Here is a 15128-nt window from a genome sequence, read left to right as displayed (position 1 = left end):
CCATGTTCGCTACGGAGACACCCCTGACGAGCCCCCGTATCGCCCGCGTCGCGGCGGACGTCGAAGCGGGACGGCCCGGCGCCGTCGACGCGCTGTGGAAGGAGGTCGCGGAGTCCGGGACACCGCTGATGGAACCGGTCGGGGACGACGCGTCGCGGACCCTGGTCACCTTCCTGTGGCGGGATCCGGGCGACACCGAGAACGTGATCGTGCTCTTCTGCAGCGCACCGAGCGGCGACTTCGGCGACTTCCGGATGGAGCGGCTGCCGGGCACCGACCTCTGGTACCGCTCCTTCGACCTGCCGTCGGAACTCCGGACGACATACCTGTTCTCCGTCAACGACTCGATGGTGCCGGTCACGTCGTACGCGGAGGTGCTGCGCCGCCTCCCGGAGTACCGGACCGACCCGCTGAACCCCCGCGACTACACGCTCATGGGCAATCCGAACGAGTTCAAGGTGTCGGTGCTGGAACTGCCCAACGCACCGAGGCAGCCGTGGAACATCCCGCGCAAGGGGGTGCCGAAGGGCCGGAGCCGGATGCACACCATGGACAGCGCGATCCTGGGGACCCGGCACCACGTCTCCGTCCATACACCGCCCGGATACCGCACAGACGGCGACCCGTACCACGTGTTCCTGCTTTTCGACGGCTGGTCGTACCACAACTTCGCCGCCATCACGACGGTGATGGAGAACCTGATGTACACCGGCCGCATTCCGCCGTACGTCCTGGTGATGCACACCAATGAGGACCAGGACGTCCGCGCCCGCGAACTGCCCTGCCACGAGCCCTTCAGCGAATTCCTGAACAAGGAACTGATGCCGTGGGTCCACGAGAATTACCACATCACATCGGATCCCGGGAAAACCGTCGTCGGCGGCTCCTGTTTCGGTGGTCTGGCGGCGGCCTTCGCCGCTTTCCGGGCGCCCGAAAGGTTCGGCAACGTGATTTCCCAGTCAGGCTCGTACTGGTGGCCCGGAAACCATGTCCCGGACCTGGAGGACGAATGGCTCACCCGGCGGTTCGAGGAGCATCCCAAGCTTCCCCTCCGATTCTCCATGGACATCGGAAGCCTGGAACGCGCCATCGTCGACTACGACCCGATGACGACCCATCAGAACATGCGCGACGTCCTCGTGGAAAAGGGATACGAGGTCGATTACCGCGAATACATGGGCGGCCACGACATGATCTGCTGGCGCGGCACCCTTGTCGACCGGCTGCTCTCCTTCCACCCCAAGAAAGCATCACCACAGCCTGGCGAGAGGTGAGTGAGTCAGATGAGTGAAGCCACCATCACCGTGCTACCGGGGGACGGCGTCGGCCCGGAGGTCACGGCCCAGGCCCTGCACGTGCTGCGCGCCGTGGCGGAGCAGTTCCACCACGACTTCACGATCCACGAGGGCCGCGTCGGTCTCGACGCCATCGCGGCCGAAGGCGTCGCCATCTCCGACGAGACCTTCGAGACCTGCGCGCGGAGCGACGCCATCCTCTTCGGCGCGATCGGCAGCCTGCCCGCCGGCCAGCGCCGCACCACCGGCCCCCGCCCCGAACAGGCCCTGTTCCGCCTCCGCAAGGAGTTCGGCTTCTACGCCAACCTGCGCCCGGTACGCCCCTCCGCGTCGATGTACGCGGCGTCCTCGCTGAAGCCCGAGTACCTCAAGGGCACGGACATGATCTTCGTACGGGAGCTGTCGGCCGGCCTCTACTACGGGCGCCTGGAATCCGTACCCGGCAAACCCAGCGAGATCCGCCGCGGCCCCGAGGGCACGGAGGCCATCGACACCCTCCTGTACACCGAGGAGGAGATCGAGCGGGTGGTGCGGGCCGCGTTCGAGATCGCCCTCGACCGCGAGCGGAAGGTCACCTCCGTCGACAAGGCCAATGTGCTCAGCTCCTCCGTGCTGTGGCGCGAGGTCGTGGAGCGGGTGGCGGCGAAGCACCCCACCGTCACGTACGAGCACATGCTCGTCGACGCCTGCGCCATGCGGCTGATCAGGACCCCGTCGGAGTTCGACGTCATCGTCACCGAGAACCTGTTCGGCGACATCCTCACCGACGAGGCGTCGATGCTGACCGGCTCCATCGGCATGCTCCCGTCGGCCAGCCTCGGCACCCGCCGCACTCCGGGCGGCAAGTTCGGCCTGTACGAACCCATCCACGGCTCGGCCCCGGACATCGCGGGCCAGGACCTGGCCAACCCCGTCGGCGCGATCCTCTCCGCCGCCCTCCTGCTGCGCCACTCCCTCGGCCTGGGCCGTGAGGCCGCGCTGGTCGAGGAGGCCGTCGAGGCCGTCGTCGGCGAGGGGTACCGGACGGTGGACGTCAACGAAGGGGGACACACCGTCGTCGGCACCCGGGAGATGGGCCGACGCGTCGTGGACCGCCTGCGACAGACCTGACCCCACGGGAACCGGCTCCCCACGAGCCGCAGCAAGCCGCCGCCCACACGCGCGCCCCCACGACCCATCGACAACTGGAGGTTGTCCGCGCATGACGTCACCGCGTTCATCGAGTGCCTCACCAGGCACGCCCACCGGCCTCGAACAGCAGCGTCTGCTCGTCCGCGAAGCCCGCAGAGAGATGGTGCGCCGCCACCAGGCGCAGCGGGGGGACACGGCGGAGCCGCCGATCCGCGTCATGGCACGGCTGGTGGACGACCTGGAACGCGAGTGCACCGCCCGCCGGTTCGACCGCGCCGCGACGCGGCTCGAAATCGTGAACCGGACCATCGGTGACGTCAATGTGCGGCTCATCACCGAGTGCGAGGGGGAGGAGGGCGGCCCCGGCGACTACCGGCTCCTCGGCGACGAACTCGGGATCGCGCTGCCCGGCGAGGACCTGAACGGCTACACCGCGTCGGGCAAGGGCTACCACTGGATCCGCGACCGTATGACGGAAGCGGAACGCCAGCTCCTCGCGGACGGCTACGACCCGCGTATCTACGACATCCAGGGCGTCGGCAACCCGGTCCTGCGCGGCTGGCTCGCGGACGACATGCGGCAGTGGGGACTGACCGTCACCGCGGACCAGGTGGCCCTCGGCCTGGGCGCGACGGACTGCATCGACAAGATCTTCCGTGGCCTCGCGCACTTCGCCCGGCGCCGCGACGAGCAGCCCGGCGCCGTCCTGTTCGCCGCTCCCGGATTCAACATGCCGGAGCTTCAGGCCGTGACCCACGGCTATCGGCCGCACCGCGTACGGACCCGGGCCGAGGAGCAGTTCAAGCTCACCGACACGCTCCTCGCCCGGCATCTGGAGGAGAACCCGGACATCACCGTCGTCTACCTCACGGCGACGAACAATCCGACGGCCTTCGCCTACTCACCCGCGGAACTCTCCGCGCTGATGGCGGTCGTCGCACGCTTCGCCGACCAGGGGCGCCGCGTCCACGTCCTCGCCGACCTCGCGTACATCGGCACCGGACGGCCCGCCGACGACGCGGCGCGCATGCGCGCTCTCGCGGCGGCCACCGACGTGGCCGGACAGATGATCTACGTGAACAGCTTCTCCAAGATCTACACCCTCACCGGGGACCGCTTCGGCTGGGCCGTTTTCGGCGACACCGCGTTCTCCGTCGCCATGCGGTCGAGCTGGATGAACAGCGTGAGCTGTCTGCCCGGCGAATGGCAGCTCCGCTTCATGGCCTACCACGCCCTCTTCCGCCAGAACCCTCAACTGATCGAGAAGATCCGCGGCCTGTACGGGCTGCGCCGTTCACGGCTCCGGCACCAACTGGAGCGGGTGAACGAGGAGCACGACCTCTTCGCACACGTCTATCTCGACGACGACGCGACGATCTACAACTGGAGCCGGCTCAAGGACGGAAAGGACTGTTTCACGGTCCTCGAAAAGACCGGGATCGCCGGTATTCCCGGGTCCACCTTCGGCTATTCCGACGACTACATCCGCTTCTCGGTCGGCATTCTGCCGGTCGTCCTGGACTGACAGTGGTCGCGCCGTCGAGACGACGCATCTTCCGACTCTTTCGGCTCTTCCGACAAGGAGAGAGAGCATGCAGAAGGACACGCACTCAGCCGCGGAGAACACAAGGAACACAGGGATCACAGGGAACACAGGGACGGACATCAACTCCCTCGATGTCCCGGTGAACTTCAACTGGAACAGGGACGAGAGCCCGCTGTCGCCGATACCCGCGAACATCCCCGGTGAGCCATCGGCCCAACAGGTCGTCAGAACACAGATACTCTCCGAGTGTCTGCGCGACGGTCTTCAGGGAATCGCGGGATATCCGACCGTCGACGCCATGATGGACTACCTGCGCATCCTCCACGACTTCGGCGTTCAGAACGCCACGGTCGGGATCTACCCGGGCAACGCCGACCGGATCGACGCGACGATCAAGCAACTCCTCGCGCGGATGCGGGACGAACTCCCCGGCATCGTGCCCTCGGTGCTCTCGCTGTGCACGGAGGAGTCACTGAAGTGGACCGGCGACTGCAAGGACATCCACCCGGGCCTGGAGTCCGTCGTCTTCATGGGCAGCGCGCCCTCCCGCCGCCTCGTCCAGGGCTGGGACCTCGACTTCATCCTGCACAGGCTGGAAACGTTCATCAAGAAGACCGTGGAGATGGGCATTCCCGTCATCGCGGGCACCGAACACACCACGCAGACCTCGCCCGAGGACCTGCGGGCGATCACCCGCACCCAGGTCGAGAGCGGCGCCTATGTCGTCGCCATGGCCGACACCATCGGCGTCATCCGGCCGCTGGGCACCTACCGCATGGTCCGGTTCATCCGTGAGGAGTGCGCCGCCCTGGGTGTGCCCGACATCCCGGTGGACTGGCACGGACACCGCGACACCGGCAACGCCCTGGGCAACGCGATGGCGGCGATCGCGGCCGGCGCCAACCGTATCCACGTCGTGTCACGCGGCGTCGGCGAACGCTCCGGCAACGCGTCCCTCGAAGAGGTCGTCCTCAACCTCGCCGCGATCGAGGCCGAGGCCGGCCTGCCCGTCTCCTGGGACATGTCCCAACTGCTGAAGCTGATCACGTTCTACGAGGAGATGGTCGGCGTCGAGCCACCGGAGCACGGTGTGCTCGGCAAGCGCTACAGCCACACCTCGTCCGGCATCCACACCGACGCCATCCTCAAGGCCCACCACCTCGCCGACCGGGCACGTGCCGCGTCGAACCCCGCACTGGAGGCCACGCTGCGGGAGATGTCCCGCACCGTGTACTCCGCCGTCGACCCGGCCGCCATCGGCGGTGCCCCGTCGGTGGCCGTCAGCCCGTGGAGCGGACACAGCTCCGTGAAGCTCGCCTGCATGCTCAGCGGACGCGACCCGGGCGCGCTCTCCCCGGAGACCGTCGAAGGTCTGCTCGCCCGCGCCAACGAGCTGGGCCGCGAACTCACCGCGCAGGAGCTGGAGGAGACCTTCACGCGGGCGCAGGCGCAGGCGCAGGCGTAGGCGCAGACACACGCACACGTACACGCACACGCACCGCACGGAGCCTGAGCGCCCGAGCGCCCCTTCCCCATGACGACACGCATGACACGCACCCAGGAGAGAGACCGCCCGATGCCACAGACGATGTTCGACAAGATCTGGGACGCGCACGTGGTGCGCGACGAGCCCGGCGAGATACCGATGCTGTACATCGACCGGCATCTCACCCACGAGGCCACCTCGCCGCAGGCGTTCGCCGGGCTGAGGGAGCGCGACCTTCCCGTGCACCGCACCGACACCGTGGTCGCCGTCATCGACCACAACGTGCCCACGGTGCCGGGGCGCCGGCTCATCGACGTCGTGGACAGCCAGAGCGTCATGTGCATCGAGACGATGGAGGACAACGCCCGCGAGTTCGGGGTGCGGCTCCTCGGCATGAACGACGCCGACCAGGGGATCGTGCACGTCATCGGCCCCGAACTGGGCCTGTCGCTGCCCGGGATGACGGTCGTGTGCGGCGACTCGCACACCTCCACGCACGGCGCGCTCGGCATCTTCGCGGTGGGCATCGGCACCAGCGAGGTGGAGCACGTCCTCGCCACCCAGTGCCTGCTCCAGCAGAAGCCCAGGACCATGAACATCCGCATCGACGGCACACCGGCACCCGGGGTGACCGCGAAGGACATCGCACTGGCCATGATCCGCCGGCTCGGCACGGACGTCGGAACCCACCACGTCATCGAGTTCAGCGGCTCAGCCGTGCGGTCCCTCACCATCGAGGGCCGCATGACACTGTGCAACATGGCCATCGAGGCCGGCGCACGGGCGGGCATGGTCGCCCCCGACGACGTCACCATCGAGTACGTACGCGGCCGGCGCTTCGCCCCCTCCGGAGAGCTGTTCGACCGCGCGGCCGAGCAGTGGAAGGCGCTGGCAGGCGACCCGGGCGCCCGCTTCGACGCCGAACACCACCTCACCGTGGACGACCTGGTGCCGCAGGTCACCTGGGGCACCAACCCGGGCATGGTCGCCGACATCACGGGCACGGTCCCGGACCCGGCCGCCGAGAGCGACCCCACGGTCCGTGCCGCGATGCGACAGGCTCTGGAGTACATGGGTCTGGAGCCCGGACAGCGCGTCCGGGACATCACCGTCGACACCGTCTTCATCGGTTCGTGCACCAACTCGCGCCTTGAGGACCTTCGCGAGGCCGCCCGGTACGCCGTCGGGAAGCAGGTCGCCGACGGCGTACGCGCCATCGTCGTGCCCGGCTCGATGAGCGTGCGCCGCCAGGCCGAGGAAGAGGGCCTGGGTGACATCTTCCGCGAGGCGGGCTTCGAGTGGCGTGAACCCGGTTGCAGCATGTGCATCGCCATGAACGGCGACCGGCTCTCCGCGGGCGAGCGCTGCGCCTCGACCAGCAACCGCAATTTCGAGGGGCGCCAGGGACAGGGCGGCCGTACCCACCTCGTCAGTCCGGTGACAGCGGTCGCCACGGCCGTGGCCGGCCGTTTCGCCGACGTCCGCGACGTGTAGAGAAAGGACTTCCGTGGAGAAATTCATCACCCATCAGGGCACCGCGGTGCCCATGATGCGCTCCAACGTCAATACGGACGACATCGTCCCCGCCCGTTTCCTCAAGTCGATCCGCCGCACCGGCTTCGCCGACCACCTGTTCGCGAACTGGCGCTACCTGGAGGACGGCCGCACACCCCACCCCGAGTTCCCCCTCAACCAGCCCGGTTACGCGGACGCGAGCATCCTCGTCGCCGGCGAGAACTTCGGCTGCGGCTCATCGCGCGAACACGCGCCCTGGTCGCTGCGGGAGTACGGCTTCCGCTGCGTCATCGCCCCGAGCTTCGCGGACATCTTCCACAACAACTGCTTCAACAGCAGCATCCTCCCGGTCAGGCTCGACGCGCCGGAGGTCGAGGCGGTCGCCGCATCCCTGACGGCCGGGACATCGCCGACGCTGTACATCGATCTGCCGGTCCAGTCGGTGACGACCGCGGACGGTCAGGAATTCCACTTCGAGATCGACCCGTTCAAGAAGGCCGCCCTGATGGAGGGCCTCGACAACATCGGGTGGACCCTCTCGCACAAGGACCAGATCCTCGCCTACGAGGACCGCCGCAAGCAGGACGCACCCTGGCTCTTCTCCTAGCTTCCGCTCCACACGGCAGCACACCCACTTCCGACAGCAGAGGCTGGAGACCGTGAAGGCAGACCAGATGAAGGTGCTCGTCAACGACGAGGACCAGTACTCCCTGTGGCCGTCGTACCTCGCCGTTCCCGACGGCTGGAGCGAGACGGGCACCACCGGTTCCAAGGAGGAGTGCCTCGCGTACGTGAAGGAGGTCTGGGTCGACATGCGGCCCAGGAGCCTGCGTAGGCAGATGGAGCAGTCCGCCGGCTGACCCGCCGGAACACGGCGCCCGCCAGGGAGCCCTGAGCAGTCAAGGAGGAACACTCATGGACGAACTCGTCGCCCGTCTCTCCGCCGAGGGGCAGACCGTCGTCGTCGGCGGCCCTTCGCCGTCGGTGGAGGAGCTTCAGCGGCGGATCAGCGAGATGGGGTACGTGTTCATCAAGTTCCCCACCTCACGCGGGGGAACGGACCTCGGCGTCCGCGTGGACGAGGCGGCCACCGACCTCGGCCGGGCGGACTTCGCGAACGGCACGGGGCGCGCGCACATCGAGGGGACCCTCACGCTCAACTCCGTGCGGGTACGGTGCGTCGCCGACATCGAACTGCCCTCACTCACCGGCACGGGACACCTCGTTGTCCTGGAGGAAGCGGGCGCCCGGTAACTCCGCCGCCGCTCCCGGAGGAAGGCGCCTGACGGGCAGATCCCACGTCAGGCGCCTTCTGTCGACCTATCGGTTCGTTGATCTGGCGGGGGCAGGCTTCACCGGAGCGCCGGGCGCCGTGCCCGCCGTGTGGCGGGTGAGCCAGAACACGAGGGCCGCGCAGCCCACCGCCAGGGCCCCGGCCGTCAGCGCCAGCGTGTTGTGTCCGGTGGCGAACACCGCGTGCAGGGTGTCGTCGAAGGACGCCCGCTGCCCGGCCGGGACGGCGTCGAGCAGCCGGTCGGCCCCACCGCCGGACAGGGTCTGCGCCGTGCCGCCCGGGTCGGTGACCGTGCCGTTCAGCGACCGGCTCATGGCCGAGACGGCCAGCGAGCCGAACACGGCGACACCGAAGGCGTAGCCGAGCTGCTCGAAGGTGCTGTACGTGCCGGACGCCATCCCCGCGCGCTCACCCGGAACCGAACCGAGCGCGAGGGCGGCGGCGACCTGGAAGACCAGCCCCATGCCGACCCCGCTCAGCGCCAGACCGCCGACCAGGACCGGCCAGCCGGAGTCCGGACCGAGGAAACCTTCCGCGCCCAGACCCAGACCGGCGAGCAGCAGCCCCAGCGGCGCGCCCACGCGGGGCGAAGGCCGGGGCATCCACCGCCCGCTGACCACCGCGACCAGAGCCGCCGCCGCGGCGTGCGGCAGCACCACCAGTCCGGTCGCCACGGGGGAGAGGTGCTGGACGGACTGGAGCCACAGCGAGGTGTAGGGCAGGATCCCGTACACCGCGCCCTCGCCGACCGCGATCGTGATCATCGCGGCCGTGAACGCCGGACGGCGGAACAGGGTCAGATCCAGCAGCGGGTGCGTACTGCGCCGCTGCACCGCCACGAAGGCCGCGAACGCCATCAGCGCCACGGCCAGCGGAACCAGCGTCGACCCGGAGGTCCATCCGTGGGCGTGCGACGTGGTCAGGCCGTACACGAAGCCGCCCGCGCCGAGTGCGAACAGGACGACACCGGGGACGTCGATACGACGGGCCGTGTCCCGGTCCGGTGTGGAGCGCGGGACGAAACGGAAGGTCATCGCCAGGGCGAGGGCGGTGACGGGGACGTTGACGTAGAAGATCCACCGCCAGTCCAGCGCCTGCGTCAGCAGACCGCCCAGGATCGGGCCGAGCGCCGACGCGCTGGACGCCACGGCGGCCCAGACCCCGAAGGCGAGGCCCAGCCGGCGGCCCGAGTAGAGCGTGCTGATCAGCGACAGGGTGGTGGTGAACATCGCCGCCGCCCCCACGCCCTGCACCAGCCGGGCGACGATCAGCCACTCCATGCCCGGCGCCACCGCGCAGGCCACCGACGCCAGCGCGAAGACGACAAGGCCCGCCGCGTACATCCGGCGACGGCCGTGCAGGTCGGCGAGCATGCCGGCGCCCAGCAGCGCGGCGGCCACCGCGAGCGCGTAGCCGTCGGCGACCCACTGCAACTGGGAGAGCGACGCCCCCATCGATTTGGACATGGAGGGCAGCGCCACGAGCACGATGGTGACGTCGACGAGCAGCATGAATGTGCCCAGACAGATGGCGGCCAGTGGCCCCCAGATACGCATGACAAGGACTCCCGGAAGGGGTGAGGCGGGCAGGACCGGCCCACCATCGGGTCCATGCCGTCACCGCCCCAAGCCATACCCTGAACGGTGGAAGATTCCGGCGGGAAAGGGAGGTCGCGCGGTGGAATCCGGTGTCCTGGACGAGTTCGACCAACGGCTCCTCGCATCACTCCAGCTCGACGGCCGGGCCCCCTTCAGCCGGCTCGCCCGCCGCCTGGACGTCTCCGAGCGCACCGTCACGCGCCGCTACCAGCGCCTGCGCACCCTGGGCCTGCGCATCGTCGGCCAGCCCGTCCCCGTACGCCTCGGTCTGGTCCGCTGGCTGCTCCGCCTGCACTGCACCCCCGACGCCGCCGGCACGATCGCCGACGCGCTGGCCCGCCGCCCCGACACCACCTGGGTCACCCTCGCCTCCGGCGGCACCGAACTGTCCTGCGCCCTCAACACCCGCACCGCCGACGAGCGCAACGCCCTGCTGTTGCAGAAGCTCCCCCGCACTCCCCATGTGCTCTCCGTGAGCGCCCATTGCATGCTGCACATGTTCGTCGGCACCGCCAGCACCTGGCACGCCACCCGCTTCCACCCGACCGCCCCCACGGCGGTGGATTCCGGCACACCCGGCGACCCTCTGCCCCTCGACGCGACCGACCGCACCCTGTTCACCGAACTGGCCCGCGACGGCCGCGCCACCCTGCCCGAGCTGAGCAAGGCCACCGGCCGCTCACCCTCCAGCGTCCAGCGCCACCTCACCCGCCTGCGCACCGAAGGCGCCCTGGGCCTCTCCGTCGACTTCGACCCCCGGCTCCTCGGCTACCACATGACCACCCAGCTCTGGCTGAACGTCACCCCCGCCCACCTGCGCACCGTCGGCGAAACCCTCGCCACCCACCCCGCCATCGCCTTCGCCGCCGCGATCACCGGCACCTCCAATCTGGTCGCCAGCGGTGTCTTCCGTACACCGGGTGATCTGTACGACTACATCGATCGGCACATCGGCCCGCTGCCGGGCATCCAGGGCATCGAAACAGCCCCCGTACTGCGCGAGGTCAAGCGTCTGGCCCCCGCCCTCCCCTGACCCCGCTCTCCCTTGACCCCGCCCTCCCTTGACCGGCGCCTGTAACCTCGTCGCATGGACCCGCACCACCTTGCCCACCTCGCACACCTGCGCCGTGCGCGCGACCTGGTGGACCGTGAGTACGCGCGTCCGCTCGACGTACCGACCATGGCCCGCCAGGCACACATGTCGCCGGGACACTTCTCACGGGCGTTCCGGGCGGCCTACGGCGAGACGCCGTACAACTACCTCATGACCCGGCGGGTCGAGCGGGCGATGGCGCTGCTGCGCGGCGGTATGACGGTGACCGAGGCGTGCATGGAGGTCGGCTGTACGTCGCTCGGCTCGTTCAGCTCGCGGTTCACCGAGCTGGTCGGGATGACACCGAGCGCCTACCGGGCCCAGGAGCACCCCGCGGTGAGGGCGATGCCCCCGTGCGTGGCCCAGGTGCGGACGAGGCCGACCCGTGACCGGCCGGTCACGGCCAGGAGGGAAGAAGCGCCGGTCAGGAACGAAGAAGCGCCGGTCAGGAATGGAGAAGCGGTCACCGCACCCGCCGTCTAGCGTGGGCCGCATGACCATTTCAGTCCAGTATTTCCACATCACCGTCAACGACCCGGACGAGTCGCTCGGCTTCTACCGCGACGCGCTCGGCCTCGACGTGCGCAACGATGTCGCCGCGGGCGGATTCCGCTGGGTCACCCTCGGCAGCGCGTCCCAGCCCGACCTGGAGATCGTGCTCTCGGAACCGCACGCCGGACGGTCCCAGGCCGACGGCGACGCGCTCCAGGAACTCCTCACCAAGGGTGTCCTCACCCAGATCGGACTCCGCACCGACGACCTCGACGCGACCTTCGAGCAGGTACGGGCATCCGGCGCCGAAGTACTTCAGGAGCCCAAGGAACAGCCCTGGGGCCCGCGCGACTGCGCGTTCCGGGACCCGTCGGGCAACATGGTCCGGATCGCCCAGACCCCGAAGGCGTAGCCGCACCTTCACCCGGGGGAGGCCCAGGGCCTCCGGGACCAGCACGGTGAAAGGTGCGAAGGATCATGAGTGGAACCCCTGGTGAGCGGCTCGGCTGGCTCGGCACCGGCCGGATGGGCACGGCCATGTCCGAGAGTCTGCTGACGGGCGGCGCCGATCTGTCCGTCTGGAACCGGACCGCCGCCAAGACCGCGCCCCTGGCGGCGAAGGGCGCCAAGGTCGTCGACACCGTCACCGAACTCGCAGACACCGACATCGTGTTCGTGATGGTGTCGGCCGGCCAGGACCTGATCGACGTGGTCACCGGCGAGGGCGGGCTCCTGCGCGCCGAGCGGCGCCCCGAGGTCGTCGTGGACTGCTCGACCGTCTCGGCCGAGGCGTCCGCCGAGGTCCGCGCCGCCTGCGAGGCCGCCGGGGCCGCCTTCCTCGCCGCCCCCATCAGCGGCAACCCGGACGTGGTCGCCGACCACATGGGTGCCATCGTGGCCTCCGGACCCCGGGACACCTACGATCGGGTCCTGCCGTACCTGGAGCTGATCGCCCCGACCGTCGTCCATGTGGGCCCCGCCGAGCAGAGCCGGCTCGTCAAGATCTGCCACAACCTGATGCTCGGCGCGATCACCCAGGCCCTGGTGGAGGTCACCACGCTCGCCGAGAAGGGCGGGGTGCCGCGTGGCGCCTTCATCGACTTCCTCAACGGATCGGTCCTCGCCTCCACCTTCATCCGCCACAAGGGCCGCGCCCTGGTGGAGCAGGACTACACCCCCACCTTCACCAACACGATGCTGCGCAAGGACTTCGACATCGGCCTCGGCGCCGCCCGGGAGCTGGAGGTGCCGATGCCGGTGAGCAGCATGGTGCACCAGCTCGTCCAGACCGCCATCGGGCACGGCTTCGCCGAGGACGACTTCCTTGCGCTGTTCGAGGTGGAGGCCCGCGCGGCCGGAATGCGCCCCGGGGACCCCGGACAGGTGTGACATGGCGGTGGGCCGCCGAGTGCTCGCGCGGCCGGCGGCCCACCAGGACGGGGTTCTCCCGTACGGGGTTCTCCCGTCAGGTCAGACGAGGTCCTGGACGGCGCGGTACGCCGCGTCGAACGACGCATGGGTGTAACCGAACGCCTCGGCGTCCGAGTTGGCCATCGCGATCCGGCCCACCGTACGGCGGGCCTTGACGTAGGGCCGCTCCGACTCGGGGCCGAACAGGGACGGGTCGTCGAGGGAGTTGTACTCGTACGCGTAGCCGTGCGCCCACCGGTTCACGGTGATGGCACGGATGTCACGGGCCGGATCGAAGCCGTAGCTGCCGAGCGCGCGGGCCATCGAGTCCCGGATCTCCCGCTCGAAGTCCTCGAACGACGTCCTCATCAGGGACCGGCGCCCTGCCTTGTGCTGGTCGCGGCAGCGCAGCCCCGGCTGGTTCGGGGTGGCCGACAGGGAGACGACCGTGGGCAGTTCGGGGCGGGCCGGCATGGCGAAGTCCCCGATCTCGGTGACGGTCGGCAGGCCGAAGCTGCTGAAGTACATCGACGGCGTACTGACGCGCGAGACCCGCGCGTTCGCGAAGGCCCGCCAGTCCTTCAGCGCCACCCGCGCGTACACGAGGGGCACCTTCACGCCGTACCGCATCGCGGCGGTCTGGTCGGCGGCCAGCTCGGGAACGACATACGAGGAGACCGAGTTCCAGCAGGCCATGACCACACCCTTGGCGCGGACCCGGTAGCTCCGGCCGCCCTTGGAGTAGCTCACCACCGCGCCGCGACGGCCCTCGTTGCGCACGTCGAACGCCGTGCTCGACAGACGCAGCCGCACGGACGAGTCCCGGTCGTCCAGCCGGTCGTACCGTGCCTTGGCCGTCACGATCTCCTGCCAGTCGGGCCGCCGCTCCGTGAAGGCGTCCGGGATCAGCTTGCTGACGAGGAGTCGGGCGAGCGAGGCGTTGCCCTCGGGGAAGTAGAAGTTGCCGTCGTCCTCCGTGGCCGCCAGGTGCATCAGCGGGGTGAAACCGGCGCCGGGCCAGGGTGTGTGGGCGAGGCCAAGACCGTTGAAGCCGGGCTGACCGGTGGCCCAGGCGTCGGCGGCGGCGACATGGTCGACGTTCACACCCCACAGACCGTTGGTGCCGCGCTTGACGATCTCCAGCGCGTCGTCGTCCATCCCGATCTTCTCGCGTAGGAAGGTCTCGTACGGGGTGCGGGCGAGGAGTTCCTTCTTCTGGGCGTCGGTCAGCCCGGGGTAGAAGTCCTCGGTCGTGGTGTTGAGCCGCACCAGCGCCGCGCGGCTCGCACCGCTCATGGGAAGCTTCGTGACGTACGACTCCCAGGACTCCCCGGACTCGCGGATCACCAGCCGGTCCTTGCCCCAGCGCTCGGAGTTGAACAGCGTGGCGCTGCGCAGTTTGTACGGTGTGTAGGCGTCGCGCTTGACGGTGGCTTCCAGCGCCTTCAGATCGACGCCGAGGTCCCGGGTGATGAGGCGGTACGCCTCGGGGGACCAGGTGCTGGGAGTGTCGATGTTGACCGTGCCGCCGTTCGACAGCAGGGTCGTACGACCGACCTGGAACTCGTTGCGCCGCGCGTGGCCGCCGAAGTCGTCGAGGGCGTCCAGAATGAGGATGCGCGCCCGGCTGCCGACCGCCTTGCGGTAGAAGTGGGCCGCCGCGAGGCCGCTGAGGCCACCGCCGACCACGACCAGGTCGTAGGACTCCCGGGTGTCCGTGACACGGCCCGGGTCGAAGGCTCCGTCACGGACCGAGTGGGCCACGTCGTAGGAGCCTGCCTGCTGACCGCGCAGGCCGTTTTCGGTCGGCGGGTACGGGGCCTTGGGGTGGTGGCCTCCGTGGTCGCCGCCGTGGTGTCCGCCGTGCGAGCCGCCGTGGTGGCCGCGGTCCGATGCCGCCGCCACACCGGGAACGGCCGCGGCGACGGCGGCCCCCGCCGCGGTCACCGCCACGCCGTCGAGGAAGTCCCGACGCGTGATTCTTCGCTTCATCCCCAACTCGTCATCGCTGAACCTAGGCATACGCCACCCCTAAGACACGAATGCGGATTTCGGCTTGAAGAAGCCTTGTTGCGCATGCTTCCAGTAGTCATCACGTTTCGTAATAGTGGATTTCGTTGTTCGGAAGCTCATTTGGTACGGATTCCGCATCCGGTGTCAGCGTCCGGCCCGGTGTAGGGCGGCGTCTGACGGTCCTCACCGCCGAACCCCGCTGCCGGTGGAACCCCGTACCAGGCATACGCACTTGAACCCGCGCACCCCGGAGAG

At 69.2% G+C, this 15128-nt stretch carries 14 protein-coding genes; 12 read left to right on the top strand and 2 right to left on the bottom strand.

Annotated elements, in window-relative coordinates:
* The first annotated feature begins 2 nt into the window (after nucleotides 1-2).
* The 8 genes from fes to ACIQNU_RS19450 all read left to right on the top strand — a co-directional run bounded on the left by fes (nucleotide 3) and on the right by ACIQNU_RS19450 (nucleotide 8227).
* On the top strand, nucleotides 3-1274 hold the full coding sequence (fes, locus tag ACIQNU_RS19485; RefSeq protein WP_401367658.1) for an enterochelin esterase: 1272 nt from the start codon (nucleotides 3-5) through the stop codon (nucleotides 1272-1274).
* Nucleotides 1275-1283: 9 nt separating this feature from the next.
* On the top strand, nucleotides 1284-2405 hold the full coding sequence (leuB, locus tag ACIQNU_RS19480; RefSeq protein ID WP_401367655.1) for a 3-isopropylmalate dehydrogenase: 1122 nt from the start codon (nucleotides 1284-1286) through the stop codon (nucleotides 2403-2405).
* A gap of 91 nt (nucleotides 2406-2496) precedes the next feature.
* Nucleotides 2497-3951 carry a pyridoxal phosphate-dependent aminotransferase gene (locus tag ACIQNU_RS19475; protein ID WP_401367652.1) on the top strand — a complete coding sequence of 485 codons (1455 nt, stop codon included), beginning with the start codon at nucleotides 2497-2499 and terminating at the stop codon, nucleotides 3949-3951.
* A gap of 67 nt (nucleotides 3952-4018) precedes the next feature.
* Nucleotides 4019-5437, top strand: a complete 1419-nt coding sequence (locus ACIQNU_RS19470) for a hypothetical protein (protein ID WP_401367650.1) — start codon at nucleotides 4019-4021, stop codon at nucleotides 5435-5437.
* 111 nt (nucleotides 5438-5548) lie between these two features.
* Nucleotides 5549-6952, top strand: coding sequence for a 3-isopropylmalate dehydratase large subunit (gene leuC, locus ACIQNU_RS19465; RefSeq protein ID WP_401367647.1), 1404 nt, complete (start codon nucleotides 5549-5551; stop codon nucleotides 6950-6952).
* A 13-nt stretch (nucleotides 6953-6965) separates the two neighbouring features.
* Entirely contained in the window at nucleotides 6966-7580 is a 615-nt protein-coding gene (leuD, locus tag ACIQNU_RS19460) for a 3-isopropylmalate dehydratase small subunit (protein ID WP_401367645.1), read from the top strand.
* A gap of 52 nt (nucleotides 7581-7632) precedes the next feature.
* On the top strand, nucleotides 7633-7833 hold the full coding sequence (locus tag ACIQNU_RS19455) for an MbtH family protein (RefSeq protein WP_401367643.1): 201 nt from the start codon (nucleotides 7633-7635) through the stop codon (nucleotides 7831-7833).
* 55 nt (nucleotides 7834-7888) lie between these two features.
* Nucleotides 7889-8227, top strand: coding sequence for a hypothetical protein (locus ACIQNU_RS19450; RefSeq protein WP_401367640.1), 339 nt, complete (start codon nucleotides 7889-7891; stop codon nucleotides 8225-8227).
* Between the two features lie 66 nt (nucleotides 8228-8293).
* Here ACIQNU_RS19450 and ACIQNU_RS19445 read toward each other — a convergent pair whose 3' ends face one another.
* Nucleotides 8294-9823 carry a DHA2 family efflux MFS transporter permease subunit gene (locus tag ACIQNU_RS19445; RefSeq protein ID WP_401367638.1) on the bottom strand — a complete coding sequence of 510 codons (1530 nt, stop codon included), beginning with the start codon at nucleotides 9821-9823 and terminating at the stop codon, nucleotides 8294-8296.
* A gap of 121 nt (nucleotides 9824-9944) precedes the next feature.
* Here ACIQNU_RS19445 and ACIQNU_RS19440 point away from each other — a divergent pair, with 121 nt between their 5' ends.
* From ACIQNU_RS19440 to ACIQNU_RS19425, 4 genes are all read left to right on the top strand, one after another.
* Nucleotides 9945-10898: an Lrp/AsnC family transcriptional regulator gene (locus tag ACIQNU_RS19440; RefSeq protein WP_401367635.1), complete on the top strand. Its 954-nt coding sequence runs from the start codon at nucleotides 9945-9947 to the stop codon at nucleotides 10896-10898.
* A 54-nt stretch (nucleotides 10899-10952) separates the two neighbouring features.
* Entirely contained in the window at nucleotides 10953-11441 is a 489-nt protein-coding gene (locus ACIQNU_RS19435) for a helix-turn-helix transcriptional regulator (protein WP_401367633.1), read from the top strand.
* 10 nt (nucleotides 11442-11451) lie between these two features.
* Nucleotides 11452-11862: a VOC family protein gene (locus ACIQNU_RS19430; protein ID WP_401367631.1), complete on the top strand. Its 411-nt coding sequence runs from the start codon at nucleotides 11452-11454 to the stop codon at nucleotides 11860-11862.
* A gap of 65 nt (nucleotides 11863-11927) precedes the next feature.
* Nucleotides 11928-12839: an NAD(P)-dependent oxidoreductase gene (locus tag ACIQNU_RS19425; RefSeq protein ID WP_401367628.1), complete on the top strand. Its 912-nt coding sequence runs from the start codon at nucleotides 11928-11930 to the stop codon at nucleotides 12837-12839.
* An 81-nt stretch (nucleotides 12840-12920) separates the two neighbouring features.
* Here ACIQNU_RS19425 and ACIQNU_RS19420 read toward each other — a convergent pair whose 3' ends face one another.
* Nucleotides 12921-14882: an NAD(P)-binding protein gene (locus ACIQNU_RS19420; protein ID WP_401367625.1), complete on the bottom strand. Its 1962-nt coding sequence runs from the start codon at nucleotides 14880-14882 to the stop codon at nucleotides 12921-12923.
* Nucleotides 14883-15128 lie beyond the last annotated feature (246 nt).

Source organism: Streptomyces sp. NPDC091292, assembly GCF_044757265.1.
Taxonomy (GTDB): domain Bacteria; phylum Actinomycetota; class Actinomycetes; order Streptomycetales; family Streptomycetaceae; genus Streptomyces.
Note: the sequence above shows the minus strand (reverse complement) of the source record. Positions and strands in the feature narration are given on the sequence as shown.

What these genes read in the sequence shown, in the direction of transcription:
- ACIQNU_RS19420 (WP_401367625.1), bottom strand. Translation starts at nt 14,882, where the DNA reads ATGCCTAGGTTCAGCGATGACGAGTTGGGGATGAAGCGAAGAATCACG.
- ACIQNU_RS19470 (WP_401367650.1), top strand. Translation starts at nt 4,019, where the DNA reads ATGCAGAAGGACACGCACTCAGCCGCGGAGAACACAAGGAACACAGGG.
- ACIQNU_RS19445 (WP_401367638.1), bottom strand. Translation starts at nt 9,823, where the DNA reads ATGCGTATCTGGGGGCCACTGGCCGCCATCTGTCTGGGCACATTCATG.
- ACIQNU_RS19435 (WP_401367633.1), top strand. Translation starts at nt 10,953, where the DNA reads ATGGACCCGCACCACCTTGCCCACCTCGCACACCTGCGCCGTGCGCGC.
- ACIQNU_RS19430 (WP_401367631.1), top strand. Translation starts at nt 11,452, where the DNA reads ATGACCATTTCAGTCCAGTATTTCCACATCACCGTCAACGACCCGGAC.
- leuC (WP_401367647.1), top strand. Translation starts at nt 5,549, where the DNA reads ATGCCACAGACGATGTTCGACAAGATCTGGGACGCGCACGTGGTGCGC.
- ACIQNU_RS19475 (WP_401367652.1), top strand. Translation starts at nt 2,497, where the DNA reads ATGACGTCACCGCGTTCATCGAGTGCCTCACCAGGCACGCCCACCGGC.
- fes (WP_401367658.1), top strand. Translation starts at nt 3, where the DNA reads ATGTTCGCTACGGAGACACCCCTGACGAGCCCCCGTATCGCCCGCGTC.
- ACIQNU_RS19450 (WP_401367640.1), top strand. Translation starts at nt 7,889, where the DNA reads ATGGACGAACTCGTCGCCCGTCTCTCCGCCGAGGGGCAGACCGTCGTC.
- ACIQNU_RS19425 (WP_401367628.1), top strand. Translation starts at nt 11,928, where the DNA reads ATGAGTGGAACCCCTGGTGAGCGGCTCGGCTGGCTCGGCACCGGCCGG.
- leuB (WP_401367655.1), top strand. Translation starts at nt 1,284, where the DNA reads ATGAGTGAAGCCACCATCACCGTGCTACCGGGGGACGGCGTCGGCCCG.